This window comes from Agrobacterium sp. CFBP2214 (genome assembly GCF_030209895.1).
GTDB lineage: Bacteria > Pseudomonadota > Alphaproteobacteria > Rhizobiales > Rhizobiaceae > Agrobacterium > Agrobacterium radiobacter.
The window spans coordinates 961,814-987,684 of record NZ_JARVRC010000001.1 but is presented as its reverse complement, the minus strand read 5'-3'; the positions used below and the strand labels follow the sequence as shown (position 1 = coordinate 987,684).

Genomic DNA, 25,871 nt, shown 5'->3' with positions numbered 1-25,871 from the left:
TCAGCGCTTTTTGCGCAGGTAATGCGGCAAAAACAGGTTCGGAATGTCTTCCTGCACCACATGGAGATATCGTGAAGCATATCTTTCCGCTTCACGAACATCGTTTCGGACAAAGCCGATGGAGGAAGCAGCCTGCGACCGGAAATCACCCCGAACCGGCAAACGCTTCATAAACGACTACAATATCGGCGCGAAAACCGGAATGACTTTCGCAAGCCGCAATGCGTTCTTCAAAGGAAAGAACGGCCTTTGTCAGCACCCGGTGGGAGAGCGCCAGCGCGGCGGCAGAGCCGCCGCCGGGGATTATGCTTCGTAACGACGCAGCACGAGGGAGGCGTTGGTACCGCCGAAACCGAAGGAGTTCGAAAGCGCCACGTTGACCTGCCGCTTGCGCGCCTTGTGCGGCACCAGGTCGATCTTCGTCTCCACATCGGGATTGTCGAGGTTCAGCGTCGGCGGAACGATGTTGTCGCGGATCGCAAGCGTGGCGAAGATCGCCTCGATAGCGCCCGCCGCACCAAGAAGATGGCCGGTGGCCGACTTGGTGGAAGACATCGAAATCTTCGCGGCCGATTCGCCGACGAGCCGCTCGACCGCACCAAGCTCGATCGTATCCGCCATGGTGGAAGTACCATGGGCGTTGATGTAATCGATATCATCAGGCGTCAGGCCGGCGCGCTTCAGCGCCATCGACATGCAGCGATAGGCGCCTTCACCATCCTCGGACGGAGCGGTGATGTGATAGGCATCACCGGAAAGGCCGTAACCAACGACTTCGGCGTAAATCTTCGCACCGCGCGCCTTGGCGTGTTCCAGCTCTTCCAGAACGACGATGCCTGCACCTTCACCCATGACGAAACCGTCGCGGTCACGGTCATAGGGGCGCGAGGCCTTCTGCGGATCGTCATTATGCTGGGTTGAAAGCGCCTTGCAGGCGGCGAAGCCGGCAAGCGCGATGCGGCAGACCGGCGATTCAGCGCCACCGGCGACCATGACGTCGGCATCGCCGAGTGCGATCAGACGGGCGGCATCGCCAATGGCGTGCGCACCGGTCGAGCAGGCCGTCACCACCGCATGGTTCGGTCCGCGCAGCTTGTGGCGGATGGAAACCTGGCCGGATACGAGGTTGATCAGACGGCCGGGAATGAAGAAGGGAGAAATGCGCCGCGGGCCCTTGTCGCGCAGGGTATAGCCCGCCTCGACAATACCTTCCAGGCCGCCGATGCCAGAGCCGATCATAACGCCGGTGGCGATCTGGTCCTCGTCCGTTTCCGGGTGCCAGTCCGCGTCGGCAAGCGCCATGTCGGCGGCAGCCATGCCGTACAGGATGAAAGGATCGATCTTGCGCTGTTCCTTGGGTTCCATCCAGTCATCGGCATTGAAGGTGCCGTTGGAACCATCGCCTACGGGAATACGGCAGGCGATCTTTGCCGGAAGGTCTTCGACTTCGAATTCAGTCACGAGACGGGCGCCGTTATGGCCGGCCAAAAGCCGTTCCCAGGTCACTTCCGTCCCACATCCAAGAGGAGATACCATGCCGGTACCGGTGATAACGACACGCCTCATCGCCAACGCTCCGCCCTTATCCAAATCATCGGTCTTCATGCAACGCCGGACATCAGGGATGTTCATTCGATGTTGCAGTATTTCAAATGTCAGCATGATGGCTGCGGGCGCCGTTTCCGGCCCGTGACCTCATGCATCACCCGGAACACGCGCCGCCTGGGGCATGTACCGTCCTGCCTATAAAACATTGGCCCGGACGAGCCGGGCCAAGGACGGGAGGATATTGCACCTCCCCCATGAAGGTCGATCAGGCCTGGGCCTTCTCGATGAACTTTACGGCGTCGCCGACAGTCAGGATCGAGTCAGCTGCGTCGTCGGGAATTTCGACGCCGAATTCTTCTTCGAAAGCCATGACCAGTTCAACGGTATCGAGCGAATCAGCGCCCAGATCGTCAATGAAGCTAGCGCCTTCAACAACCTTGTCGGCGTCAACGCCAAGATGATCAATTACAATTTTCTTTACGCGTTCTGCGATATCGCTCATGTCGGTTTCCTCGACCTTTATTTTGAAGGGAATGCCTTACGGCACCCTGCCCTGTTAGAAGCCCTCATGCGCCGTTCAAATCCGGCACTGCTGGCAAACCCGTTCAACCCGGTCCAAGCTAGACATCGTCACGCAAAATCGCAACGGCTTCCTGTCTCTCCGGGACGACTGTTCACAGTCTTGGCCCGCTTAACATGGTTTCAATCGGTCGAAAAGCCTGAAAACGCGCTAAGCACAGCGTATGACAGGCTATTTCGCCGAAAACCAGTCGGCGGGGCCTTGCGGCGCCAGCTACCCAAGAAGGTGCTTAAACAGCGCCGCAATCCTTTTCATGACGGCCTCATGCGCCGTCAGATCATCGCCATGCCGCCATTGACGTGCAGGGTCTGGCCAGTCATGTAACCTGCCTCATTGGAAGCCAGGTAAAGAACGGCCGACGCGACTTCCGCACCGGTTCCCATGCGCTTCATCGGAATGGCGCCCATGATGGCGTCTTTCTGCTTGTCGTTCAGCTTGCCGGTCATGGCGCTTTCGATGAAGCCGGGCGCCACGCAGTTGACGGTGACGTTGCGGGTGGCGATTTCCTGCGCCAGCGACTTCGAAAAACCGATCATGCCGGCCTTGGAGGCGCAGTAGTTGGCTTGACCAGGATTGCCGGTGACGCCGACGATGGAGGTGATGTTGATGATGCGGCCGAAACGGCGGCGCATCATCGGATGTGTCAGCTCGCGCGTCAGGCGGAACATCGCCGTCAGGTTCACTTCGATGACGTTATCCCAGTCCTCGTCGCTCATGCGCACGAAGAGGCCGTCCTTGGTGATGCCGGCATTGTTGACGAGGATATCCACGCCCTCCAGCTCGGCTTCGGCCTTTTCGCCGAGCGCCTTTACCTCGGCTCGGTCGGCAAGGTTAGCCGGGAAAATCTTGACGCGGTCGCCAAGTTCCGCCGCCAGCGCTTCAAGCTTTTCAACGCGGGTGCCGTGCAGGCCGACGGTTGCGCCCTGGCTGTGGAGAAGGCGGGCGATTTCTTCGCCGATGCCGCCGGTCGCGCCGGTTACGAGAGCCTTGCGGCCTGTCAGATCTAACATGTTCCGTTCCTTCTTTAGAGCAACTCCGCAAAGCCTTTTAACGGAATTGCATCGGGAATTATCGTAAAACAAAAGGCCGTTACGGGGCGAAGCCCGTCTCAGCCGATAAGAGTGGCGAGAAGCTGGTCGATATCGGCAGCGCCGTTGACGGCAACGCCGTTCACCGTCTTGTCGATGCGGCGGGCAAGGCCCGTCAGCACCTTGCCGGAACCGATCTCGTAAAGCTGCGTCACATTGTTGGCGGCGAACCACTCAACCGTCTCGCGCCAGCGCACCTGGCCCGTTACCTGCTCGACCAGCAAAGCGGCGATCTCATTGGCATCGGAAACGGGTGTGGCGCGCACATTGGCGACAACGGGCACGACCGGGTTGTGTTTTTCGACCTTGGCCAGCGCCTCGCGCATGGCTTCCGCCGCCGGCGCCATCAGTGCGGAGTGGAAGGGTGCCGAGACCGGCAGCATGATGGCGCGCTTGGCGCCCTTTTCGGAAGCGATCGCCGCCGCCTTTTCAACGGCAGCCTTGCCGCCGGAAATAACCAGCTGGCCACCGCCATTGTCATTAGCGATTTGGCAGACACCGAGGATGCCGGCTTCCTCGCAGATTGCGGACACCGCATCATGCTCCAGCCCGATGATCGCAGCCATCGCGCCCTCGCCGACCGGCACGGCGGCCTGCATGGCATTGCCGCGGATACGCAGAAGACGGGCGGTATCGGCAACCGAGAAGGTGCCGGCGGCACAGAGCGCCGAATATTCGCCGAGCGAATGGCCGGCTACATAAGAAACCGTATCGGACAGCTTGAAGCCGCGCGCTTCGAGAACCCGCATGACCGCCATGGACACGGCCATCAGCGCCGGCTGGGCATTGGCCGTCAGCGTCAGCGTCTCTTCCGGGCCGTTCCACATGATATCGGAAAGCTTCTGGTCGAGCGCCTCGTCGACCTCCTGAAACACGGCGCGCGCTTCCGGATAGGTATCCGCCAGCTCCTTGCCCATGCCGACGGCCTGGCTTCCCTGACCGGGAAATGTGAATGCAATACCCATGGGATGTCGTCCTTCTTGTCTGGCCTTGCCTTTATTCTTTCGGACTTCCATTCACATTCCCGCCAGCGAAGTCAAGGCTTGAAGCCCTATGGCAGGCCTTTGTCAGGGGTTTTGCCGACCTGTTTTCCCCTTTCTTTTCATCATATTTTTTCTTGCACTGCGGCAAATCCCCATTACTTTCACCCCACCTTCCAAAACTCGTCAAAGCACCGGGACCTCTCCATGAAACAGAATCTACTGGGACGCACGGGCATCTCCGTGTCCGAAATCTGCCTCGGCACCATGACGTGGGGCACGCAGAACACCGAAGCAGAAGCCCATCAGCAGATGGACTACGCCATCGAAAACGGCGTCAATTTCTTCGATACGGCCGAGCTTTATCCGACCACCCCCGTTTCCGCCGAAACACAGGGCCGGACCGAGGAGTATATCGGCAGCTGGTTCGAAAAGACCGGCAGGCGCGATCAGGTCGTGCTCGCCACCAAGGTCGCCGGCTCCGGGCGCGATTATATTCGCGGCGGCCGCGATATCGACGCCGCCGCCATCCGCGAGGCGGTGGATACCAGCCTCAAGCGGCTGAAGACCGACTACATCGACCTCTACCAGGTTCACTGGCCGAATCGCGGCACCTACCATTTCCGTGGCGCCTGGGGCTTCGACGCCTCCGCTCAGGACAAGCAGCGTACGCTTGCCGAAATCACCGAAAAGCTGGAGACGCTCGGAGAACTGGTGAAGGCCGGCAAGATCCGCGCCATTGGCCTCTCCAACGAAAGCGCCTGGGGCACGCAGAAATATATCGATATCGCGGAAGCGAACGGCCTGCCGCGCGTCGCCACCATTCAGAACGAATATAACCTGCTGTACCGCAGCTTCGATCTCGACATGGCGGAAGTCGCCCATCACGAAGATGTCGGCCTGCTCGCCTATTCGCCGCTTGCGGCGGGTCTGCTGACCGGCAAATACCAGAACGGCGCGCGCCCGGCGGGATCACGCGCCTCCATCAACAAGGATCTCGGCGGCCGGTTGCAGCCGCTGCAGGAAGCGCCGGTCAAGGCCTATCTAAAGCTTGCCGCCGAGCATGGGATCGATCCGGCCCAACTCGCCATCGCCTTCTGCCTGACACGCCCCTTCATGGCCTCGGCCATCATCGGCGCAACGACGATGGAGCAGTTGAAGGTGGATATCGCGGCGGCGGATGTGACGCTGTCGGAAGAGGTGCTGACGGGTATTGCCGCGATCCATCGGCAATATCCGATGGCGATCTAAGGTAGCTGGTTGCCATGGCCGTCCCCGAAAGCGCAACGGAACTGCGAACTGCAATCGAAAGCAGTTTTGAAAAGCTGATGCGCGAATTGGAAACAGTCCCGGTGGACCTTGCCGGGACGAGGGACATGGACGGCCATGCAGCCGGTACGCTGATGAGCGTCAACGACCTCGTCGCCTATCTGATTGGCTGGGGAGAGCTGGTGCTGAAGTGGATATCGCTTCGCGCCGAAGGTCGTGAACCGGATTTTCCCGAAACAGGCTATAAGTGGAATGCGCTGGGAGCCTTGGCGCAGAAATTCTACGGCGACTACGTCTCCCTGTCTTTCGCCGAACGGCAGGAGCGACTGGACAGTGTGAAAAGACGGATCATCGACGCCATCAACGCATATGATCCGCATCAGCTTTACGCCCCCGGCTGGTACGGCAAATGGTCACTTGGCCGTATGATCCAGTTCAACACGTCCTTGCCCTACGTTAACGCCCGCGGACGGCTGCGAAAATGGAAGAAAGCCAGAGGAATAGCCTGATTTTGCGGTGCGGGGTTGTTTTCTGCGGAAAAATCCGTATAAGCGCGCTGTTCACAACACCCGGTCCAATTGGCTGGTGGCTGAACGGAGGGCTGGTTCCGGTAACGGAACAGCAGGAACCATAAGGTTTTTCCGGCCTCCCGTGTCTCCGCTCTCGACCGTCTCGAACAACGCTTTTCTTGCTTTAAGGCCTTCACGCCTTGTCAGGAGCAGTCGTTGAGGCTTAGCGCCGTTGCCGGGTGAAGGACGAAACGCAAGAAAGGCAAAGCTTAAATGGCTCTTTACGAACACATCTTCCTTGCCCGGCAGGATATTTCTGCCCAGCAGGTCGACGCACTTGTCGAGCAGTACAAGGGCGTTATCGAATCGTTCGGCGGTAAAGTCGGACGCGTCGAGAACTGGGGTCTGAAGTCCCTCACCTACCGCATCAAGAAGAACCGCAAGGCTCACTACGCTCTCATGGACATCGACGCTCCGGCGGCCGCCATCCATGAAGTCGAGCGCCAGATGCGCATCAACGAAGACGTTCTTCGCTACATGACCATCGCCGTCGAAGCCCACGAAGAAGGCCCGTCTGCGATGATGCAGAAGCGCGATCGCGACGACCGTCCGCGCCGTGACGGCGACCGTCCGGACCGTGGCCTGCGTGAAGATCGTGGTCCCCGCGCACCGCGCGAAGGTGGCTTCGGCGACCGCGAAGACCGTCCGCGCCGTCCGCGCGAAGACCGTGCATAAGGAGAATTGACCTATGGCTGACGCATCCTCTTCCCAGGCACGCCGCCCGTTCCACCGCCGTCGCAAGACGTGCCCCTTCTCCGGCGCCAACGCTCCGAAGATCGACTACAAGGACGTACGTCTCCTGCAGCGCTACATTTCCGAGCGCGGCAAGATCGTTCCTTCCCGCATCACGGCCGTTTCCCAGAAGAAGCAGCGCGAACTCGCCCAGGCGATCAAGCGCGCCCGCTTCCTCGGCCTGCTGCCCTACGTTGTAGCGTAATGAATTAAAGCGAGGCTGCGGTTTATCGCGGCCTCGCTTTTCTCGAGCAGCTGACTCTTGATCAGCGGGTCGAAAGTTATAATCCTTCCGCGTTGGGCGCGGATCGATACTCTGAAAAACCCATGTTGGGGATGAGGCTCTCAGGAGCGATCCTCTAACTGCTTAAGTTTCAGCAGGACAGCGAAGTGCAGAAGTTGAACCAGACAGTGCTGATCTCCGGCGTTCTCGCCGGCATATGCGCCGCGTTTCTGACGCTTGGCGCAACGGCACAGTCGTCCCTGTCCTTCCTGCTTTATGCCGGTTCCGCCATGCCGATCTTCATCGCCGGCATGGGCTGGGGCAACCGCGCCGCCATTATCGCGATCATCACCACCGCCCTCATCGGCGCGCTAGTCATGTCGCCGCTTTTTGCGCTGACCATTGCGATCTTCACGCTGATCCCGGCGGGCTGGCTTTCGCACCTCGCCAATCTGGCGCGCCCGGCCTCCGAACTCGGCGGCCCGGATGATCTGCTTGCCTGGTATCCGCTTTCCGGCATCGTCCTGCATCTGTGCATTCTGGTTTCCGTCGCCGTCGTCATTCTCGGCTGGATGATCGGCTATGGTCCCGATCTCGTCACGCGTATGATCGACATGATTATGACCTCGGTTCAGAACAGCGAACCGTTGTTCGAACCCAATGTCGAGGCACTGGCGCGGACGAAGTCCCTGTTTGTACTTCTGCTGCCGATCGTTCAGGGCGGTCTCTGGGTCATCCTGCTGTTTGCCGCCTATTATTTCGCGACGCGAGTGGTCGGCACCTTCGGCAAGGGTCTGCGCCCGCGCGAGGACATCGCCTCTGCGCTGCGCATGCACCGCAACGCCATCTTCATCTTCCTCGCCGGCATCGTCGCCATCTTCCTGGGCGGCGTCGCGGCCATGGTCGGCGCAGTCATCTGCGGCACCTTCGGCGCGGGCTTCCTGATGGCGGGTTACGCCTCGTTGCACAAGCGCGCCCGCGGCAAGGACTGGCGGCTGCCGGTTCTCATTCTCGCATATCTCTCGGCGGTCTTTGTCTTTCCGCTGTTCATCATTCTCGTGTTCGGCCTGAGCGACGTGCGCAGCACGATCTCTCTTACACCGGCGCGGAAAACCGACAATTCGAACGAAACCAAACCATAGAAAGGATCAAGAAGATGGACGTCATTCTTCTCGAACGCATCAACAAGCTCGGCCAGATGGGCGAAACCGTAAAGGTTCGCGACGGCTACGCCCGTAACTTCCTGCTGCCGCAGGGCAAGGCGCTGCGCGCCAACGCCACCAACAAGGCACGTTTCGAAACCGAGCGCGCAACGCTCGAAGCCCGTAACCTCGAGCGCAAGTCGGAAGCCCAGAAGGTTGCCGAAGCACTCGAAGGCAAGTCCTTCATCGTCGTCCGTTCGGCTGGCGAAACCGGCCAGCTCTACGGCTCTGTCGCTGCTCGTGACGTCGTTGAAATCCTGGCTGCCGAAGGCTTCAACATCGGCCGCAACCAGGTTGAACTGAACACGCCGATCAAGACCATCGGCCTGCACAACGTCACCCTGCACCTGCATGCCGAAGTCGAGCTGCAGGTTGAGCTGAACGTTGCCCGTTCGGCTGAAGAAGCAGAGCGTCAGGCCAAGGGCGAAAGCCTCACCTCCGCTGACGCCATCTACGGCGTTGACGAAGACGCACTGCGTCCGGAAGACTTCTTCGATCCGGAAGCTGATCGCGACGGCGACGACGAATAAGATTTGGCTTAAAGGTCAAAGGAAAACCCCGGATGGCGACATCCGGGGTTTTTTGTTTGCATGGAATGTGTGGAGAGATACCCCCCCCCTGCCCTGCCGGGCATCTCCCCCTCAAGGGGGGAGATCGACCCGCGGCGAGGTCACGGCCATCTCAACGTTTGAGAATGAAGCAACGGCGGAGCTTCTTGCTGATCTCCCCCCTTGAGCGGGAGATGTCCGGCAGGACAGAGGGGGGCCCGCTATCCGCAGCCTCCACGCCAAACTACTTCGCCGCCGTCTCCGCCCCCTCAGGCGCCTTGCTCTTATCCACATGCACCACCACCGACATGCCTGGCGAAAGCTCCGCCGCAAGCGGCTGATCCGCATCGATCGCGATCCGTACGCCGAGGCGCTGGGCGATCTTCACGAAATTACCCGTCGCATTGTCAGGCTTGATGACGGCGAATTCCGAACCCGTCGCGGGCGAAAACCGTTCCACATGGCCGGTCAGCTTGCGTCGATGCAACGCATCCACGGAGATCGTCACCGGCTGGCCCACCTGCATGCCGGCGAGCTGGGTTTCCTTGAAATTGGCGATGACCCAGACATCGTGTGGCACGACGGCCATCAATTGTGTTCCGGCGGTGACATATTGACCAGTGCGCACGCCGACCTCGCCGAGCCTGCCATCCACGGGAGCGTGGATTTCGGTATTGGCGAGATCGATCCGGGCGAGCTCGACGGCGGCTTCGGCATTGGCGACGGCCGCCTGCAGCGAGCTGCGGTTGACGATGATGGTCTGCAGATCCTGCCGCGAGACCTCAAGCGCCGCCTTGGCCTGGGAGAGCGACGCCCTCGCCTTTTCAAGCCCGGCATGGGCTTCTTCTTGCAGGCTGGAGGTGCCGGCGCCGCTCTTGATGAGATTATCCTGCCGGTCGGAGGCGAGCTGCGCCTGTTTCAGCGACGCCTCGGCACTGTCGACCGCCGCTTCACTCGAGCGGATGTTGGCGTTGGCGGCATTTTCCTGCTGTCGGGAATTGTCGAGTGCGGCCTTGTGGGTATCGAGCGTTGCTTCCGCCTGCGCCTGCTTCTGGCGGTAGATACGGTCATCGATCTTCGCGAGCAGCGCGCCCTGGCTGACTTCCTGATAATCCTTCACCGGCACGTCCACGACATAACCGCTCACCTGCGGGCTCATCGTCGTGACATAACCCCGTACGAAGGCGTTGTCGGTCATTTCGACGGTGGAAAGGAACGGCGGCAGCCGCCAAGCGTAAAGCACCAGCGCCACGCCGGCGAGACCGCCGAGCAGCACGAGAATGGAAACGGGGGTAAAAAACTTCTTCAGCATTTTGTCACTCTTGGAATGTTCAAGACTGTGGTGCCGGTGCGGCATCGATGTCTTCCCGGAAAAGGAAAGGACGGATGCGCAGCCATGCAAGGTGGATCAAAAGCGCGGCCAACGCCAGCGCGGAAACGACTGAAATCAGCAGGAACGTGTCATTATAAGCAAGCACATAGGCTTCCCTGCTGACCTGCTGGCCAAGCAGTGATAGCCCCTCTGCCTTCAGCAATGCCGGATCGGTGATGACATGGCTGTAAGCGCCGGAAAGCTGTGAGACACGCTGGGCGACCATGGGATTGGTAAGCAGGATATTTTCCACCAGAATATTGGAGTGGAACTTCTCCCGCAGCGTTACGAAACTGCCAAGCAGGCCCGTCATCAGCATCGAACCCGTGATCTGCGTGAACAGGAAGATGGTGATGAAGTTCACCAGATAGGGTGCACCCCGGGCCAGCGCGGCGGCGAAACCCTTGGCCATGACGGGTGGCAGGAACATGGCCGCGCCAAAGGCGATCATCATCTGGCTGAGATACATCTCACCCGGCCGCGTCAGATTGTTGGACTGGCTATCCATGAATGAACCGGCGGCGATCAGCGCCAGCGCAATCACATGGGCGGTATCGACGTATTTCGTCAGCATCAGCCAGGCACAGGCCGCACCGCCGAGAACGGTCGCCAAAAGCACAAGCGCATAAAGTGTCGTCGTCTGGTCGTTCAGCAGGCCGAGCTGCTGGTAAAAGCTGACCGCCGTTGAGGATTGCTCAGAGGAAACCGCACGGTAGACAAGCAGGACCGCAATAATGTGCAGGTTGGTTTTCGAGAAAATCCAGCGCAGGTCGAGCAGCGGATTCTTGCGTGGCAATTCGATGAAGGCCATCAGCGTCAGAAGTGCGATCGACGTCGCCAGAAGGGCGCCCAGCCACCATGTTTCGAACCACCAGTAGAACCGGCCGAGGGTGAGCATGACCGCCAGACAGCCGAGACCGCCTGCAAACAAGAGATAGCTCAGAATATCCATGCGCTCGATGACTTTCGCGCGCGGCGGCGGGGTAACCTTCAGCACATAGATCATGGCGAAAGCGATCAGCGCGAATCCCACTTCCATGGAATAGAGCGCGTTCCATCCGTCGATTTCCAACAGGGATGGCGAGACGATGCGGGCGAGCGGCGCCGACAGCAACGTGCCCGTCAGCGCTATGCTGAAACCAAGCGAGAATTTCCGCGCAGGTGGAAAGGCTTCCAGAATATAGAGAAAGCCGAGCGACGAGATCGGCGCGGCGGCCATGCCACTAACAAAACGGATGACGATTGCCGAATGCAGGTCGGTCACGAACAGGTTGAGACAGGAAGCCACGACAAACACGATAATCGAGACTTCGGCGAAGGGCCGCAGGCCATATTGCGCCCGGACCTTGAACAGCGCGATGGAAAACGTGGCGTAAGGCGCCATATAGGCCGCGGAAAGCCACGCGACCTCAGCCACCGTGGCGGAAAACTCGCCCTGCAGCTGGTAGATATTGGCCATGACGAGGTTCATGCCCAGGCCTTGTGTGATGAAGAACGACAGGCCCGCAAAAATGAAGCACAGCCGCAGCCAGAGCGGCCGCTCAACCGGCTGCGGTGCGGCGGCAGCGGCAGGTTCCGGCACGGTTTCGCCCGCGCCCGAAGCGCTCATCGGCGTCACTGCCGCTTCCGGAAGGTCGGCTGGTTTGGCAGTTCCTTCGGCATCCTGGGAAGCGGCCTTGTCAGCGGTTTGCGGTACGAGGTTGCTCATGATTGCACCCTCCCGGCCGCGAGATTTTGCAGATTGGCCGAAAGCCGGCGCATGACATCAAGCGCCGTCGCCAGTTCCTGCGAGGAAATGTCGGCGGCAATCTCGGAGCGCAGCGACTTTGCCATTGCCTGCACCGTCTCGGAGGTTTTTTCGCCCTCCACCGTCATGTGGATGCGTTTGGCGCGGCGGTCGGTTTCATCGGAGCGGCGCTCGATGAGGTTCTGCTTCTCCATGCCATCAAGCACCCGCACCAGCGTCGGCGTCTCGATTTCCATTTCCTCGGCAAGCTCGGTCTGCGTCAGCGGTCCACGCCGCGAGAGCGCAAAAAGCGCTCGCGCCCGCGCAAGCGTCAGCCCGCTCTCCCCCACCCGCGCGTCGAAAAACGCGCGCAGTTTCCGGGTGAAAGCGGAGACTTCATCGAGAAGCTGTTCCTTGTCGGTCTCGCGGGACATGTCAGCAAGCCTTATAATTAGCACACTACTTATTTTCTGCCTATTTATTCGTAAGACTGACGATTTTCAAGTTTCTTTCACGACGGGTCTGCCATGCGATAAACTCATGGCAGCGAATCACCTTGCCGGAAGAACCCGGCGCCTTGTCCCCCACCCGCCTGTGGATTGCTGGGGACAACTGAAGATGTGATCAAGCTTCGTAGAGCGGACGTCAGCCTGCCATAGAGTGTTGCAACAATATCATTGACTGCCATGCCCCAGAAAGCCAAACCCGAGGTTTAAGGACAAAGGCAAAGGGAGATCGCGCAAACCATGAACGACGCTGTGAGAAAGATCACCCCCGCGCAGCCGGCGGAACCGCATTACCGCGAGGCGCCGAACAACATCGAGGCTGAACAGGCGCTGCTCGGCGCCATCCTCGTCAATAACGACGCCTATTACCGCGTGTCGGACTTCCTGAAGCCCGTGCATCTTTACGAGCCGCTGCACCGAAAGATCTTCGAGGTGGCGGGCGATATCATCCGTATGGGCAAGACCGCCAATCCGGTGACGATCAAGACCTTCCTACCCGCCGACGACAAGATCGGCGATCTGACGGTGGCGCAGTACCTCGCACGTCTGGCAGCGGAAGCCGTATCGATCATCAACGCGGAAGATTACGGCCGGGCGATCTATGATCTGGCGCTGCGCCGCGCGCTTATCCAGATCGGCGAGGATGTCGTCAACATCGCCTATGACGCGCCGCTCGACATGCCGCCGCAGGCGCAGATCGAAGACACCGAACGCCGTCTGTTCGAACTGGCGGAAACCGGCCGTTACGACGGCGGCTTCCAGTCGTTCAACGATGCCGTGGCACTGGCGATCGACATGGCGGGCGCGGCCTTCGAGCGCGACGGTAACCTCTCGGGCATCTCCACCGGCATTCACTCGCTCGATGCCCGCATGGGCGGCCTGCAGCGTTCCGACCTTATCGTGCTTGCCGGTCGTCCGGGTATGGGCAAGACCTCGCTTGCGACAAACATCGCCTACAACATTGCCGCATCTTACGAGCAGGAAGTGCAGCCGGACGGGTCGTACAAGGCCAAGAACGGTGGCGTCGTCGGCTTCTACTCGCTCGAAATGTCGTCCGAACAGCTGGCGACGCGTATCATTTCCGAGCAGACCGAAGTGTCCTCCTCGAAAATCCGTCGCGGTGACATTACCGAGGCCGACTTCGAAAAGCTCGTCGCCTGCTCCCAGATGATGCAGAAAGTGCCGCTTTATATCGACCAGACCGGTGGTATCTCGATTGCCCAGCTTTCCGCCCGCGCCCGCCGCCTGAAGCGCCAGCGCGGCCTTGATGTTCTGGTGGTGGACTACGTTCAGCTGATGACCGGCTCCGGCAAGAGCGGCGAAAACCGCGTGCAGGAAATCACCCAGATCACCACAGGCCTCAAGGCGCTGGGCAAGGAACTCAACGTTCCGATCATCGCGCTGTCACAGCTCTCCCGTGCGGTGGAAAGCCGCGAAGACAAGCGCCCGCAGCTTTCCGACCTTCGTGAATCCGGCTCCATCGAGCAGGACGCCGACGTGGTGCTGTTCGTGTTCCGCGAGGAATATTACGTCAAGAACATGGAGCCGCGCGATATTTCCGATCCCAAATATACTGAGTGGGAAGCCCTGTTCGACAAGGTGAAAGGCACGGCCGACGTCATCATCGCCAAGCAGCGTCACGGACCGACCGGCACGGTGAAGCTCGCCTTCCAGTCCGAGTTCACGCGATTTACGGACCTCGCCGATCCGAGCTTCAGCCAGTACGAAGAGCATTGATCCGGACATAATAGCCGAGAGGGTATGTTTACCGTCTCGGCTATGTCCCACGTTCCGGAAACAAGGCCCGAGTCTTTTCAGAGCCTTGGTGGAATTTTCTCACAATCCGATTCCGCGCAGCAGCGCCACGGCCGCAACACCAAGCGCGGCGGCCGGCAGGAGGCTGAGGCGCAGCGCCGCGACGGCGGTTATTGCGCAGGCGATGGCTTCCGCCGGCCCGCTCGCAAGCGCCGTCGGGGTGACCACGGCCATCAGGACGGCGGGAGGGACCACGCCGAGCGCCTTTTTCAGACGCGGTGTCAGGGTAAAATGACTGACCAGCAGCAGGCCGCCAAGACGCGTGGCGACGGTTGCCGCCATCATGGCAAGGATTGTCAGCAGCGTATTCGGATCGAGCGTCATGCCGGCTGCTCCGCCGGTTCCTCGTGGCCGAAGGCGGCAACGGCAAGTCCAGCCAGGGCGCCTGCGGCGATATACCAGGCGCCGGGAACAAGCGCATGGGTGAGATAGGCCGCGGAGGCACTTGCCACAAGCACGAAGCCGGTTTCCCTGCCCCTCCAGAAGCCCATGAGCAGCACGATGAAAACGGCCGGAAAGGCGAAATCCAGACCGATGACCGACATGTCTCCCACAACCGAACCCAGCAGCGCACCGGCGAGCGTGGCAAGGTTCCAGACGAGATAGATCGACAGGGCGGCCCCGGTGAAGAAGGCTGCCGTCAATCGACCGGCAATGACGCGGAACTCCGACAGCGCCCAGGATTCATCCGTCAGCACCAGCATGGCCGCATATTTCCGCCAGCCCCTGAAATCATCCAGCTTACCGGCGATGGAAGCGCTCATCAGCACATGGCGCAGATTGACCAGCAGCGCCGCAAAACCAAGTGCGCTCCAGCTTGCCGGATGGGTCCATAAATCCATCGCAACGAATTGCGAGCCGCCGGCAAAGACCAGCAGCGACATCAGCGAGGCTTCGAGCGGCGACAGGCCCTTGCCGATGGCAACCGCACCGAACACCACGCCGATCGGCACCATGGCGACCAGCAATGGGGCAGCCGCCCTCAATCCCGCGCCAAACTCGCCGCTTCTTCCCGATATGGACATCGCATTCTCCCTTTCGAAAGAGAGGGATTACGCTTGCGACATCCTGCGGTCTTGAACGAAAGTGATGTTATGCGGTTTTCTGCTGAAACTCCGCTTTTTGTTTTGTCGCATTTCCGAACGGAAAACCGGGGGCCACTTTCCTGGAAATGCTTTAAACTCAGGCGACCCGGAACTGCCCCGGCGTGACGCCGGTGCGGGCCTTGAAATGCCGAGTGAAATGCGCCTGATCGGCAAAACCGCACAAAGCCGCAACCTCGGCCGGCATCTCACCGGCGCGCAAAAGGCGGCGCGCCCTGCGGATGCGCACATCCGTCAGATAGGCATGCGGGGTGATGTGAAACTCTTTCCTGAAAGCGCGGATGAGGTGGGCGCGGCTGAGACCGGCGATGGAGGCAAGTTCCTCAAGGCCGATATCGGTCTCGTAATTGTCAGAGAGATAATCGCGGGCGGTGTAAACCGCCGTTTTCTCTCGGGTTTCGACCGGCAGAATGATGGCGCTGCCGTGCTTGCCGAACAAAGCCGCCAGAACCGAGAACATGCCCTCATCCGCCTCAAGAGCACCGGATTTCCCCTCCAGCCGCCGGTGCGCCATCTGAAAGGCGGCCGCCATCTGCGGATCGCGCGGCAGAAATCTGGGGAAGGATGGTGTGCCGTGGAAAACCCTGCCCGTGACATCCTCGATGATGTCGCGCAGCAGTTCCGTATCGGGATAGATCATCCGGTAACGATAACCACCGCCGCCCGGTGCACCATCGTGAATCTCATCCGGATTGATGAGATAAAGATGCCCCGGCCCCGTCTGTTCGGTGGTGCCCTGGATGGTGGAAATCTGCGAGCCGCTTTCGATCGCGCCTATGGAAAACGTGTCATGCGCGTGCGGCGAATATTCGTGGGTGAGAAAAGTCGCGCTCAGGCACTCCATGCCGCCAAAACGCCGGTCACGCCAGAAACGCGTGGTTTCCGTCGTGGCAACGGGCATGAAATCAAGGGCCTGTTCCTGCGAAACATTGTGCATGAGCGAAGTTTAGAGCATTCCGTCCTTACCGTCTTGAACAAAAGTGCTAGGGTCCCAACCGGTTCAAGATCAACCGGACGCATGGCATGACAGACGACTTCGAAGATAGCTTCCCCGAAAACGAAACCGATGCTTTCGAGCACGCGCCGCTGAGGCTGACCGTCGATCTCGGCGCTCTCGCCGATAATTGGCGGGACATGAAAAAGCGTTCCGGCAAGGCGCGGACGGCGGCTGTCGTCAAGGCCGATGCCTATGGTCTCGGCATCGAGGATTGCGGCGCGACGCTTTACCATGCCGGCGCGCGCGATTTCTTCGTGGCGACTGTGGCCGAGGGTGCGACCCTGCGTTCCTATGCCCCGGAAGCGCGTATCTTCGTGCTATCAGGCATATGGCAAGGCCAGGAACGCCAGGTTTTCGACAATGACCTGGTACCGGTTCTGGCCTCCGAGGAGCAGCTTTCCTTCTGGATGGCGACGGTTGCCGAGCGTGGTGACCACCCCTGCGCGCTGCATGTGGATACCGGCTTCAACCGTCTGGGGCTGCCGCTCGACGACGCCTTGTTTCTGGCCGACGACGTGACGCGGCCGGCGAGTTTCGACCCGGTTCTGGTGCTGTCGCACCTCGCCTGCGCCGACACGCCCTCCTCGCCGATGAACAGGGTCCAGCTCGAATCATTCCGGAAGGTTAGCGCTGCTTTCGAAGGCATCGAATCAAGTCTCTCGGCTTCCGCCGGGATATTTCTCGGCCCCGACTATCATTTCGACCTCACCCGCCCCGGCATCGCCCTTTATGGCGGCGAAGCGGTCAATGACATGGCAAACCCGATGCGTCCCGTCGCCACGGCCGAAGCGCGGATCATCCAGATCCGTGAAGCGGGCGAAGGCCAGACCGTGAGTTATGGCGGCACCTTCCTGCTGAAACGGGCAAGCCGCCTTGCCATCGCATCTGTCGGTTATGCGGATGGATACCAGCGTTCGCTTTCCGGCTCCGGCATTCCGCTGCGCGAAATGGGCCATGGCGGCGCATACGGCATCGTCAATGGCCACAAGGTGCCGGTGGCTGGCCGTGTGACCATGGACCTCACCATTTTCGACGTGACGGATGCCCCGGCCAATGCCATCCGTGCCGGCGACTATATCGAGCTTTTCGGCCCCAATGTGCCTGTTGATGAGACCGCACGGGCGGCCGGCACCATCGGTTACGAAATGCTGACGGGGCTTGGCCTGCGTTATGAGCGGCAATATCTGATGGCCGACGACTAGGCCGCACCTTGGCTCTTGGAAAGCGGAAGTGACCTGTGCTACAAGAGAACAAAAGGAGATCGAAATGCCCGAAATCCATTTGAGCGAGCAGGACGAGAAGTTCATCGAAGAGCAGGTGGCGGCGGGCATCTATAGCGATGCGGATGCTGTCATTCATGCGAGCCCGCAATTGCTGAGCAGTGGCGAGGGAAGACTCGCGGAGCTCCGGAAGATGATTCACGAAGCTGACGCAGAGTTCGAACGGGGTGATTACGTGACCTTTTCGACGGATGATGATCTGACCGCCTGCATCATCGAACGCGCCAGAAACGAAAAGTGACAAAGGCCCGCGCCTATTCGCTGTCATCGCGCGCCATTCGTGATCTTATCTACATCTATAAATATCTGGAGGATAGAAATCCGGCCGCCGGCGAACAGCTCGTATCGGCCATCGAACGGAAAATCCGGGACACGGCGCGGCTAGGTCTCACAGGGGTTCCCGTGACTGGATCAGTAGCGGCCTTCGCGCCGTCAATCATAAAAATCGCTGCATCTATTTTCGTGTAAAAGAAAACGAGCTGCGCACATTACGCATCGTCCATGGCCATCAACACATTGGCGCTGAAGACGTAGAAGAAGAAAATTGACATCACATGGCCAAAGCCAAGACCCAATTCGTGTGCCAGAACTGCGGCACGGTTCACACCCGCTGGGCGGGAAAATGCGAAGGCTGCGGCGAGTGGAATACCATCGTCGAGGAAGATCCGATGGGCGGCATCGGTTCCGGGCCAGGCAAGACGCCGAAGAAGGGCCGCCCCGTCACGCTCACCTCGCTTTCCGGTGAAATCGAGGAGGCACCGCGTATCCCGACCGGCATCAGCGAACTCGACCGTGCGACCGGTGGCGGTTTCGTGCGCGGTTCTGCGGTGTTGATAGGCGGTGATCCCGGCATCGGCAAATCGACGCTGCTCATGCAGGCGGCGGCCGCCCTTTCGCGGCGCGGGCATCGCATCGTCTATGTCTCGGGCGAAGAAGCTGTGGCGCAGGTGCGCCTGCGCGCCCAGCGTCTGGGTGCGGCCGAGACCGATGTGCTGCTGGCCGCCGAAACCAATGTCGAGGATATTCTGGCGACGGTTTCCGAGGGCAAACGTCCCGATCTCATCATCATCGATTCCATCCAGACGCTCTGGAGCGACACGGCTGATTCCGCCCCCGGCACGGTGACGCAGGTGCGCACCGGCGTGCAGGCGATGATCCGGTTTGCCAAGCAGACGGGCGCGACCATGGTGCTTGTCGGCCATGTCACCAAGGAAGGCCAGATTGCCGGCCCGCGCGTGGTCGAACATATGGTTGATGCCGTGCTTTATTTCGAAGGCGACCGCGGCCACCATTACCGCATTCTGCGCACCGTCAAGAACCGCTTCGGGCCGACGGATGAGATCGGCGTGTTCGAAATGTCGGACAAGGGATTGCGCGAGGTTTCCAACCCTTCCGAACTGTTCCTCGGCGAGCGCAACGAAAAATCGCCGGGCGCAGCCGTCTTCGCCGGCATGGAAGGCACACGCCCTATCCTGGTCGAAGTACAGGCGCTCGTCGCCGCCACCTCGCTCGGCACGCCGCGCCGCGCCGTGGTCGGCTGGGACAGTTCGCGGCTCGCCATGATCCTTGCCGTGCTGGAGGCCCATTGCGGCGTGAAGCTCGGCCAGCACGACGTCTATCTGAATGTCGCCGGCGGTTACCGCATTTCCGAGCCCGCCGCGGATATGGCGATTGCCTCTGCGCTGGTTTCCTCGCTTGCCGGTCTTGCCCTGCCCGCCGATTGCGTCTATTTCGGCGAAATCAGCCTGTCGGGCGCGGTGCGGCCGGTCTCGCATACGGGCCAGCGATTGAAAGAAGCTGAAAAACTCGGCTTTTCCGCCGCACTTCTGCCTTCTGCTTCGGCTGAATTGCCGAAAGGCGGCAAGGGGCGCTGGACGGAAATCGAAAGCCTTCCGGACCTCGTGGCCCGCATCGCCGGCTCCGGCAACCGGTTCAAACAGGTTGAGGACGACGAATATTGATCCTTTCGCCAAGGGAAACAGTGGTGTAAGAGGATCGCAAAATTGGCAAGGCAGCGTCTGACAAGGCGTCGCACCTCCGGAGTTGGTATATGCCCATTACAATTTTCGACGGCATCGTCATCGCCGTTGTTCTTTTCTCCGCCATTCTTGCGATGGTACGCGGTTTTTCCCGCGAGATTCTGTCGATCGCGAGCTGGGCCGGTTCGGTCGCCGCCGCCTATTATCTTTATCCGGTCCTGCTGCCCTATGCGCGCAACTATACCGATGACGACAAGATCGCCATTGCCGGTTCGGCTGGCGTGGTCTTCCTCGTTTCGCTGATCGTGATTTCCTTCATCACCTCGCGCATTGCCGATTTCATCATCGACAGCCGCATCGGCGCGCTGGATCGCACGCTTGGTTTCCTGTTCGGCGCGGCGCGCGGCATTCTGCTTTTGGTCGTCGCGGTCGCCTTCTGGAACTGGCTGGTGGATGTGAAGACGCAGCCGGAATGGGTGACGCAGGCGAAGTCCAAGCCTTTCCTCGACGGGCTGGTGGGCAAGCTGGAGGCGGTTCTGCCTGACGATATCGAGCCGCAGATCCGCGCCCGCATCCTCGGAAAGCCACAGGAACCGACGACCACGCAGGCGCCTGCGGAAGATGTGCCGGCCACAAATCCGCCGGCAACGAATAATTGACACAGTGTCGCGCCTTGCAATGCATGCAAGGCGCGCTATTTGTGCTAAATATCAAGCACGACACAGACGGACCGACCGGGGGAAATACTCACCGGAGAGGTCTTTCTTTTTTCTCGTTAGAGAGCAAGGGCAAGCCGGATGATTGAGCCGCTTTCGCATTCCACATTCCATGGGGCCACTTTCAAGGAAGAGATCGACGGCGACACGCTGCATGAAGAATGCGGCGTGTTCGGCATTCTCGGCCATGCCGATGCCTCGGCGCTGACCGCTCTCGGACTGCATGCGCTTCAGCATCGCGGCCAGGAAGCAGCCGGCATCGTCTCCTTCGATGGCAAGCGCTTCCATCAGGAACGCCATATGGGCCTCGTCGGCGATCATTATACCGATCCGGCAACCCTTGCCCGCCTGCCCGGCTCCATCGCGATTGGCCACACCCGTTATTCCACGACAGGCGAAGTGGCGATGCGCAACGTGCAGCCGCTGTTTGCCGAGCTGGAAGAAGGCGGTATTTCCATTGCCCATAACGGCAATTTCACCAACGGCCTGACGCTGCGCCGCCAGATCATCGCCACCGGCGCCATCTGTCAGTCGACGTCGGATACCGAAGTCGTCCTCCACCTCATCGCCCGCTCGCGCCACTCTTCCACCGCCGATCGCTTCATCGACGCTATCAGGCAGATGGAAGGCGGCTATTCGATGCTGGCCATGACGCGCACCAAGCTGATTGCCGCGCGCGACCCGATCGGTATCCGCCCGCTGGTCATGGGCGAGCTTGATGGTAAGCCGATCTTCTGCTCGGAAACCTGTGCTCTCGATATCATCGGCGCGAAATTCGTGCGCGACGTTGAAAACGGCGAAGTCATCATCTGCGAAATCCAGCCGGATGGTTCGATCACCATCGATGCCCGCAAGCCCTCGAAGCCGCAGCCGGAACGGCTCTGCCTGTTCGAATATGTCTATTTCGCCCGTCCCGATTCCGTCGTCGGCGGTCGCAACGTCTATACGACACGCAAGAACATGGGCATGAACCTTGCCAAGGAAGCCCCGCTGGAAGCCGATGTCGTGGTCCCGGTTCCCGATGGCGGCACGCCGGCAGCACTCGGTTTTGCGCAGGAAAGCGGTATTCCCTTCGAATACGGCATCATCCGCAACCATTATGTCGGCCGTACCTTCATCGAGCCGACGCAGCAGATCCGCGCTTTCGGCGTCAAGCTCAAGCATTCCGCCAACCGGGCGATGATCGAAGGCAAGCGCGTGGTGCTGGTGGACGATTCGATCGTGCGCGGCACGACCTCGGTCAAGATCGTGCAGATGATCCGCGAAGCGGGCGCCAAGGAAGTGCATATCCGTGTCGCCAGCCCGATGATCTTCCATCCGGATTTCTACGGTATAGACACGCCTGACGCCGACAAGCTGCTGGCCAACCAATATGCCGATGTCGAAGCGATGGCGAAGTTCATTGGCGCCGATTCGCTCGCCTTCCTGTCGATCGATGGTCTTTACCGCGCCGTTGGCGGCGAAAACCGCAACCCGGCGCGTCCGCAGTTCACGGACCATTATTTTACCGGCGACTATCCGACCCGCCTTCTCGACCAGAACGGCGAGGCAATGGGCAGCAAGATTTCCATGCTGGCCAGCAACGGCTGATTTTCCAGATCAACAAGCGGCCACCGGCTTCCGGGGCCGCTTTTTTCTTGCCTTTTGTTCAGGCAAGTGCATGCGACGATATGATCGCTTGCGAAAGGCCAGCGGCGCTTCGTAGAAGGAAGCGCAATCATTTCGGGGGAGACCATGACTATCGATCTCAAGGGCCGCATCGCTCTCGTTACCGGCGCTTCGCGCGGCATCGGCTATTTCACGGCGCTGGAACTTGCCAAGGCCGGCGCGCATGTCATCGCCTGCGCCCGCACGGTGGGCGGCCTTGAGGAGCTGGACGACGCCATCAAGACCGTCGGCGGTACGGCGACGCTCGTTCCCTTCGATCTCTCCGACATGAAAGCCATCGATGCGCTGGGCGCCAATATCTTCGAGCGCTGGGGCAAACTTGATATTCTCGTCGCCAATGCCGGTGTTCTCGGCGTCATCTCGCCGGTTGGCCATATCGAAGCGAAAGTCTTCGAAAGGGTCATGAACATCAACGTTACCGCCACCTGGCGGCTGATCCGCTCGGTCGAGCCGCTGCTTCTGAAGTCGGATGCCGGCCGCGCACTTATCCTGTCTTCGGGCGCCGCCCATAGCTGTCGCCCCTTCTGGGGTGTCTATTCCACCTCCAAGGCGGCAGTCGAAGCACTGGCCCGCACCTGGGCTGCCGAGACGCAGAAGAGCGCGCTTCGCGTCAACAGCATCAATCCCGGCGCCACCCGCACCGCCATGCGCGCTCAGGCCATGCCCGGCGAAGATCCGACAACCGTGCCGCACCCATCAGAGGTGGCCGCGGCCATTCTTCCGCTCGCCTCGCCCGATCTGACCGAAACAGGCAAACTCTTCCTCGTGCGCGAGGGAAAATTCGTGGACTACCGCCAGCCGGAGTGAATATTTTCCGCCCGGAGCGGCGATACGGCCACCACGGTTGCTCTTGACCGGGCCGCACCGCCGCGCCATAAAGCAAGATATGAGAACGATGATCTGCACCTGCTGCTGAGATTTTTTTTGCTGGTTCGCCACCGGCCAGATCGTTTTCGTCTCCCGCAAGGTCAAGAAAGATAAACGTTCCGGCCAGGATAATATTCTGCCTCTAGGGAACTGCCGCATGTCCTTGCGCCTGAAATTTCACAATACACTCACACGCGAAAAAGCGGAATTTGCGCCGATCGACGCTGACAATGTGCGCATGTATGTCTGCGGTCCGACGGTCTATGATTTTGCCCATATCGGCAATGCCCGCCCGGTCATCGTGTTCGATGTTCTCTACCGGCTGCTGCGCCACGTCTTTGGCGAAGACCATGTGACCTATGCCCGCAACATCACCGATCTCGATGACAAGATCAACGCGCGGGCGTTGAGGGATTATCCGCATCTGCCGCTGAACGACGCCATTCATGCGGTGACGAAAAAGACCGCCGATCAGTTCCATGAGGATGTGGCCACGCTCGGTTGCCTTCCGCCGACCGTCGAGCCGCGCGCCACCGACTATATCCGCGAGATGATCGACCTCATCGAGAAGCTGATCGCCCGCGGCCATGCCTATACGGCAGGCGGCGAGGTGCTGTTCGATACCCGGTCGATGGCGGATTACGGCCAGCTTTCCAAGCGGCCGCTGGACGAACAGCAGGCGGGCGCGCGCGTGGCGGTGGAAGCCCACAAGAAGACCCCCGGCGATTTCGTGCTGTGGAAACTGTCCTCGGATAATGAACCGGGCTGGGAAAGCCCCTGGGGTCGCGGTCGTCCGGGCTGGCACATCGAATGCTCGGCCATGGCCGGTCGCTATCTCGGTGAAGTTTTCGATATTCACGGCGGCGGGCTCGACCTCATCTTCCCGCATCATGAGAACGAAATCGCGCAATCGCGCTGCGCCAACGGCACGCATGTCATGGCCAATGTGTGGATGCATAACGGCTTCGTGCAGGTGGAAGGCCGCAAGATGTCGAAGTCCGAGGGTAACTTCGTGACGATCTACGAATTGCTGCACACGGACAAATTCGGCGGTCGGCAATGGCCGGGCGAGGTTCTGCGCCTTGCCATGCTGATGACGCATTATCGCGAGCCGATCGATTTTTCGGTGAAGCGTCTGGAAGAGGCTGAACGCCTGCTCGCCAAGTGGCCGGCGGCGGAAGCCTCAGATGCCGCCCCGGACGAAACCGTGCTCGAGGCGCTCGCCGACGATCTCAACACGGTTGCCGCCGTTCAGGCCCTGCATGCGCTGGCGCATGCCGCCAATACCGATCCATCCAGGCTGCCCGCCTTTGCGGCGAGTGCTGCCCTGCTCGGTGTCCTGCCGAAGAAGACGGAAATGGACGAGGCCATCGTTTCCGCCGTCGATGCGCTGGTTGAGCTGCGTCTGGAAATGCTGAAGGCGAAGAACTTTGCGGAGGCCGATCGTTTGCGTGACGAGCTTTCCGAGAAGGGCATTCAGCTGAAGGATGGCAAGGACAAGGAGACCGGGGAACGGACGACGACGTGGGAGTTGAAGCGGTAATTTAGCGTTGCGGCTAGCGGCCTTACCCCCCTCTGCCCTGCCGGGCATCTCCCCCACAAGGGGGGAGATCAATCGCGGTTGTCGCTCGCCCATCTCTAACCCTTAGTAGGGAGCGGGGGTTCGCTCCCAGCTGATCTCCCCACCTGTGGGGGAGATGCCCGGCAGGGCAGAGGGGGGGGGGCCCGACGGTCACCACAATCCGCTTGCGGTTTTGAGTTACCTCAACCAATCTAAGTTGAGGCACTAAACAGCGAGCCAAATCATGCCGCATGCAGACGTAGATCCGATGCATCGCAAATATGCGAAGCAGATGCGTAAAGTCATGACGGATGCCGAGCTGAAGCTCTGGAACGCCATTCGCGCTCATCGCCTTGAACGACTAAGTTTTCGCAGACAAATGCCGATTGCCGGCTTTATCGTTGATTTCGCCTGTTCGGATCATCGACTCATCGTCGAGGTCGACGGTTCTCAACACACATCCGAGGCGGCGCTACGCTACGATCAGGCAAGAACTGCGCGGCTTCAGGAAGACGGCTGGACAGTCCTCCGTTTCTGGAACGAGGATATTCTGAAGGACATCGACAATGTCTGTCTCCACATTATCCGAACGGTGAAGGAGGACCGGCCATGACGACATATACCGGCGGATGCCAGTGCGGCGCGATCCGTTTTCGCGCCAGCGGGGAGCTGAAAGACAGTTCCATATGCCATTGCCGCATGTGCCAGAAGGCCTTTGGTGCCTATTACGCGCCGCTGGTTTCGGTGCGGGGCGTGGAATTTGAATGGACCCGGGGAGAGCCGAAACGCTTCCAGTCCTCCAGTGTCGTCAAGCGCGGTTTCTGCCCCGAATGCGGTACGCCGCTCACCTATGAAGCGCCTGACGGTGTGGCGGTGGCGGCCGGGGCCTTCGATGATCCTGCCGCGCTGCCACCGACCATTCAGTGGGGCGTGGAACGCAAGATCGATTTCGTCGACAGCCTTCACACGCTGCCTGCCGTTGCCACCGAGGACGACCTGACGCAGGTGGACTATCTCGCCGATCTCGTTTCCTATCAGCACCCCGACCACGACACAGAAAACTGGCCACCGGAGAACAAATAATGAGCGAAGCGGGATTTTCTGGCGGCTGTCAGTGCGGCGCCGTGCGTTTCCATGCGGGCAAGCTCGGCCGCGCTTCCATCTGCCATTGCCGCATGTGCCAGAAACATTTCGGCAATTTCTTCGGCGCGCTGGTCAGTGCCGATCAGGCGCACCTGACCTGGACGCGCGGCCAGCCATCCCTCTTCCGCTCCTCGGCAAAAATCCATCGCGGTTTCTGCAACAAGTGCGGCACGCCGCTGACCTATCATTATCCCGGCGGCGTGGAGATCGCCATTGGCGCTTTTGACGAGCCGGAGCGCATCGAACCGCAGGTGCAGGTCAATTTCCACAAGCGCATGCCGTGGATCGAACAGCTCTTCGGCAAGCCGGCAGTGGAACAGGGCGTCGACGAGGCGGAGATCACCTCCTATCAGCATCCGGATCACGACACGGCCAAATGGCCACCCGAAGGAAACTAAG

General features: G+C 60.2%; 28 protein-coding genes. 18 read left to right on the top strand and 10 right to left on the bottom strand.

Annotation, left to right across the window (positions count from 1 at the left end):
* Positions 1–303: 303 nt before the first annotated feature.
* From fabF to fabD, 4 genes are all read right to left on the bottom strand, one after another.
* Positions 304–1,566: a beta-ketoacyl-ACP synthase II gene (gene fabF, locus QRN60_RS04915; protein ID WP_003502082.1), complete on the bottom strand. Its 1,263-nt coding sequence runs from the start codon at positions 1,564–1,566 to the stop codon at positions 304–306.
* Positions 1,567–1,813: 247 nt separating this feature from the next.
* Positions 1,814–2,050, bottom strand: a complete 237-nt coding sequence (locus QRN60_RS04910) for an acyl carrier protein (RefSeq protein ID WP_003502080.1) — start codon at positions 2,048–2,050, stop codon at positions 1,814–1,816.
* A gap of 350 nt (positions 2,051–2,400) precedes the next feature.
* A complete protein-coding gene (gene fabG / locus QRN60_RS04905) occupies positions 2,401–3,138 on the bottom strand; it encodes a 3-oxoacyl-[acyl-carrier-protein] reductase (RefSeq protein WP_003502072.1) in 738 nt (245 codons plus the stop codon).
* 98 nt (positions 3,139–3,236) lie between these two features.
* Positions 3,237–4,181, bottom strand: a complete 945-nt coding sequence (gene fabD / locus QRN60_RS04900) for an ACP S-malonyltransferase (protein WP_003502070.1) — start codon at positions 4,179–4,181, stop codon at positions 3,237–3,239.
* 222 nt (positions 4,182–4,403) lie between these two features.
* Between fabD and QRN60_RS04895 the strand changes: the two genes are divergently transcribed.
* The 6 genes from QRN60_RS04895 to rplI all read left to right on the top strand — a co-directional run bounded on the left by QRN60_RS04895 (position 4,404) and on the right by rplI (position 8,721).
* Positions 4,404–5,447, top strand: a complete 1,044-nt coding sequence (locus QRN60_RS04895; protein WP_129564851.1) for an aldo/keto reductase — start codon at positions 4,404–4,406, stop codon at positions 5,445–5,447.
* Positions 5,448–5,461: 14 nt separating this feature from the next.
* On the top strand, positions 5,462–5,974 hold the full coding sequence (locus QRN60_RS04890; RefSeq protein ID WP_129564852.1) for a ClbS/DfsB family four-helix bundle protein: 513 nt from the start codon (positions 5,462–5,464) through the stop codon (positions 5,972–5,974).
* A gap of 273 nt (positions 5,975–6,247) precedes the next feature.
* Complete coding sequence (gene rpsF / locus QRN60_RS04885; RefSeq protein WP_129564853.1) at positions 6,248–6,709, top strand: 30S ribosomal protein S6; 462 nt, start codon at positions 6,248–6,250, stop codon at positions 6,707–6,709.
* 13 nt (positions 6,710–6,722) lie between these two features.
* Entirely contained in the window at positions 6,723–6,971 is a 249-nt protein-coding gene (gene rpsR, locus QRN60_RS04880) for a 30S ribosomal protein S18 (RefSeq protein ID WP_003502063.1), read from the top strand.
* A gap of 185 nt (positions 6,972–7,156) precedes the next feature.
* Positions 7,157–8,131, top strand: coding sequence for a DUF2232 domain-containing protein (locus QRN60_RS04875; protein ID WP_107675342.1), 975 nt, complete (start codon positions 7,157–7,159; stop codon positions 8,129–8,131).
* A 14-nt stretch (positions 8,132–8,145) separates the two neighbouring features.
* The gene (gene rplI / locus QRN60_RS04870; protein WP_003502059.1) at positions 8,146–8,721 is read left to right on the top strand and encodes a 50S ribosomal protein L9; all 576 of its coding nucleotides are present in this window, start codon (positions 8,146–8,148) and stop codon (positions 8,719–8,721) included.
* A 262-nt stretch (positions 8,722–8,983) separates the two neighbouring features.
* Here the strand turns inward: rplI and QRN60_RS04865 are convergent, their stop codons facing one another.
* Genes QRN60_RS04865 through QRN60_RS04855 form a run of 3 tightly spaced genes read right to left on the bottom strand, consistent with a single transcriptional unit; the run spans position 8,984 to position 12,271 of the window.
* Positions 8,984–10,051, bottom strand: a complete 1,068-nt coding sequence (locus QRN60_RS04865; protein ID WP_031234094.1) for an HlyD family secretion protein — start codon at positions 10,049–10,051, stop codon at positions 8,984–8,986.
* Between the two features lie 19 nt (positions 10,052–10,070).
* Positions 10,071–11,819, bottom strand: a complete 1,749-nt coding sequence (locus QRN60_RS04860) for an MFS transporter (protein ID WP_162690386.1) — start codon at positions 11,817–11,819, stop codon at positions 10,071–10,073.
* Positions 11,816–12,271, bottom strand: coding sequence for a MarR family winged helix-turn-helix transcriptional regulator (locus QRN60_RS04855; protein WP_003502054.1), 456 nt, complete (start codon positions 12,269–12,271; stop codon positions 11,816–11,818). The genes QRN60_RS04860 and QRN60_RS04855 overlap by 4 nt, the downstream gene beginning before the upstream one ends.
* A gap of 312 nt (positions 12,272–12,583) precedes the next feature.
* On the opposite strand from QRN60_RS04855, the gene QRN60_RS04850 reads away from it, so the two are divergent.
* The gene (locus tag QRN60_RS04850) at positions 12,584–14,080 is read left to right on the top strand and encodes a replicative DNA helicase (RefSeq protein ID WP_003502052.1); all 1,497 of its coding nucleotides are present in this window, start codon (positions 12,584–12,586) and stop codon (positions 14,078–14,080) included.
* A 99-nt stretch (positions 14,081–14,179) separates the two neighbouring features.
* Here QRN60_RS04850 and QRN60_RS04845 read toward each other — a convergent pair whose 3' ends face one another.
* The 3 genes from QRN60_RS04845 to QRN60_RS04835 all read right to left on the bottom strand — a co-directional run bounded on the left by QRN60_RS04845 (position 14,180) and on the right by QRN60_RS04835 (position 16,198).
* Positions 14,180–14,482, bottom strand: coding sequence for an AzlD family protein (locus QRN60_RS04845; RefSeq protein ID WP_129564854.1), 303 nt, complete (start codon positions 14,480–14,482; stop codon positions 14,180–14,182).
* Positions 14,479–15,183, bottom strand: coding sequence for an AzlC family ABC transporter permease (locus QRN60_RS04840; RefSeq protein ID WP_111792252.1), 705 nt, complete (start codon positions 15,181–15,183; stop codon positions 14,479–14,481). The genes QRN60_RS04845 and QRN60_RS04840 overlap by 4 nt, the downstream gene beginning before the upstream one ends.
* A 157-nt stretch (positions 15,184–15,340) precedes the next feature.
* On the bottom strand, positions 15,341–16,198 hold the full coding sequence (locus tag QRN60_RS04835; protein WP_060724023.1) for an AraC family transcriptional regulator: 858 nt from the start codon (positions 16,196–16,198) through the stop codon (positions 15,341–15,343).
* Between the two features lie 86 nt (positions 16,199–16,284).
* Here QRN60_RS04835 and alr point away from each other — a divergent pair, with 86 nt between their 5' ends.
* The 11 genes from alr to QRN60_RS04775 all read left to right on the top strand — a co-directional run bounded on the left by alr (position 16,285) and on the right by QRN60_RS04775 (position 25,870).
* A complete protein-coding gene (gene alr / locus QRN60_RS04830; RefSeq protein ID WP_112355760.1) occupies positions 16,285–17,460 on the top strand; it encodes an alanine racemase in 1,176 nt (391 codons plus the stop codon).
* Positions 17,461–17,524: 64 nt separating this feature from the next.
* On the top strand, positions 17,525–17,779 hold the full coding sequence (locus tag QRN60_RS04825) for a type II toxin-antitoxin system ParD family antitoxin (RefSeq protein ID WP_080866049.1): 255 nt from the start codon (positions 17,525–17,527) through the stop codon (positions 17,777–17,779).
* On the top strand, positions 17,776–18,006 hold the full coding sequence (locus tag QRN60_RS04820) for a type II toxin-antitoxin system RelE/ParE family toxin (protein ID WP_003502042.1): 231 nt from the start codon (positions 17,776–17,778) through the stop codon (positions 18,004–18,006). The genes QRN60_RS04825 and QRN60_RS04820 overlap by 4 nt, the downstream gene beginning before the upstream one ends.
* 86 nt (positions 18,007–18,092) lie before the next feature.
* Positions 18,093–19,499 (top strand): DNA repair protein RadA, encoded by a 1,407-nt coding sequence (radA, locus tag QRN60_RS04815; protein WP_003502040.1) that lies wholly within the window; start codon positions 18,093–18,095, stop codon positions 19,497–19,499.
* Between the two features lie 89 nt (positions 19,500–19,588).
* Positions 19,589–20,176, top strand: coding sequence for a CvpA family protein (locus QRN60_RS04810; RefSeq protein ID WP_003502039.1), 588 nt, complete (start codon positions 19,589–19,591; stop codon positions 20,174–20,176).
* A 138-nt stretch (positions 20,177–20,314) separates the two neighbouring features.
* Entirely contained in the window at positions 20,315–21,823 is a 1,509-nt protein-coding gene (gene purF, locus QRN60_RS04805) for an amidophosphoribosyltransferase (RefSeq protein ID WP_112277733.1), read from the top strand.
* Positions 21,824–21,967: 144 nt separating this feature from the next.
* On the top strand, positions 21,968–22,708 hold the full coding sequence (locus QRN60_RS04800) for an SDR family NAD(P)-dependent oxidoreductase (protein ID WP_129564856.1): 741 nt from the start codon (positions 21,968–21,970) through the stop codon (positions 22,706–22,708).
* A gap of 217 nt (positions 22,709–22,925) precedes the next feature.
* On the top strand, positions 22,926–24,311 hold the full coding sequence (gene cysS / locus QRN60_RS04795; RefSeq protein ID WP_111834272.1) for a cysteine--tRNA ligase: 1,386 nt from the start codon (positions 22,926–22,928) through the stop codon (positions 24,309–24,311).
* Positions 24,312–24,573: 262 nt separating this feature from the next.
* The gene (locus QRN60_RS04785; RefSeq protein ID WP_111792730.1) at positions 24,574–24,942 is read left to right on the top strand and encodes an endonuclease domain-containing protein; all 369 of its coding nucleotides are present in this window, start codon (positions 24,574–24,576) and stop codon (positions 24,940–24,942) included.
* Positions 24,939–25,412 (top strand): GFA family protein, encoded by a 474-nt coding sequence (locus tag QRN60_RS04780; protein ID WP_107675335.1) that lies wholly within the window; start codon positions 24,939–24,941, stop codon positions 25,410–25,412. Before QRN60_RS04785 ends, QRN60_RS04780 begins: the two co-directional genes overlap by 4 nt.
* Positions 25,412–25,870, top strand: a complete 459-nt coding sequence (locus QRN60_RS04775) for a GFA family protein (RefSeq protein WP_003502014.1) — start codon at positions 25,412–25,414, stop codon at positions 25,868–25,870. The genes QRN60_RS04780 and QRN60_RS04775 overlap by 1 nt, the downstream gene beginning before the upstream one ends.
* The last annotated feature ends 1 nt before the right edge of the window (position 25,871 follow it).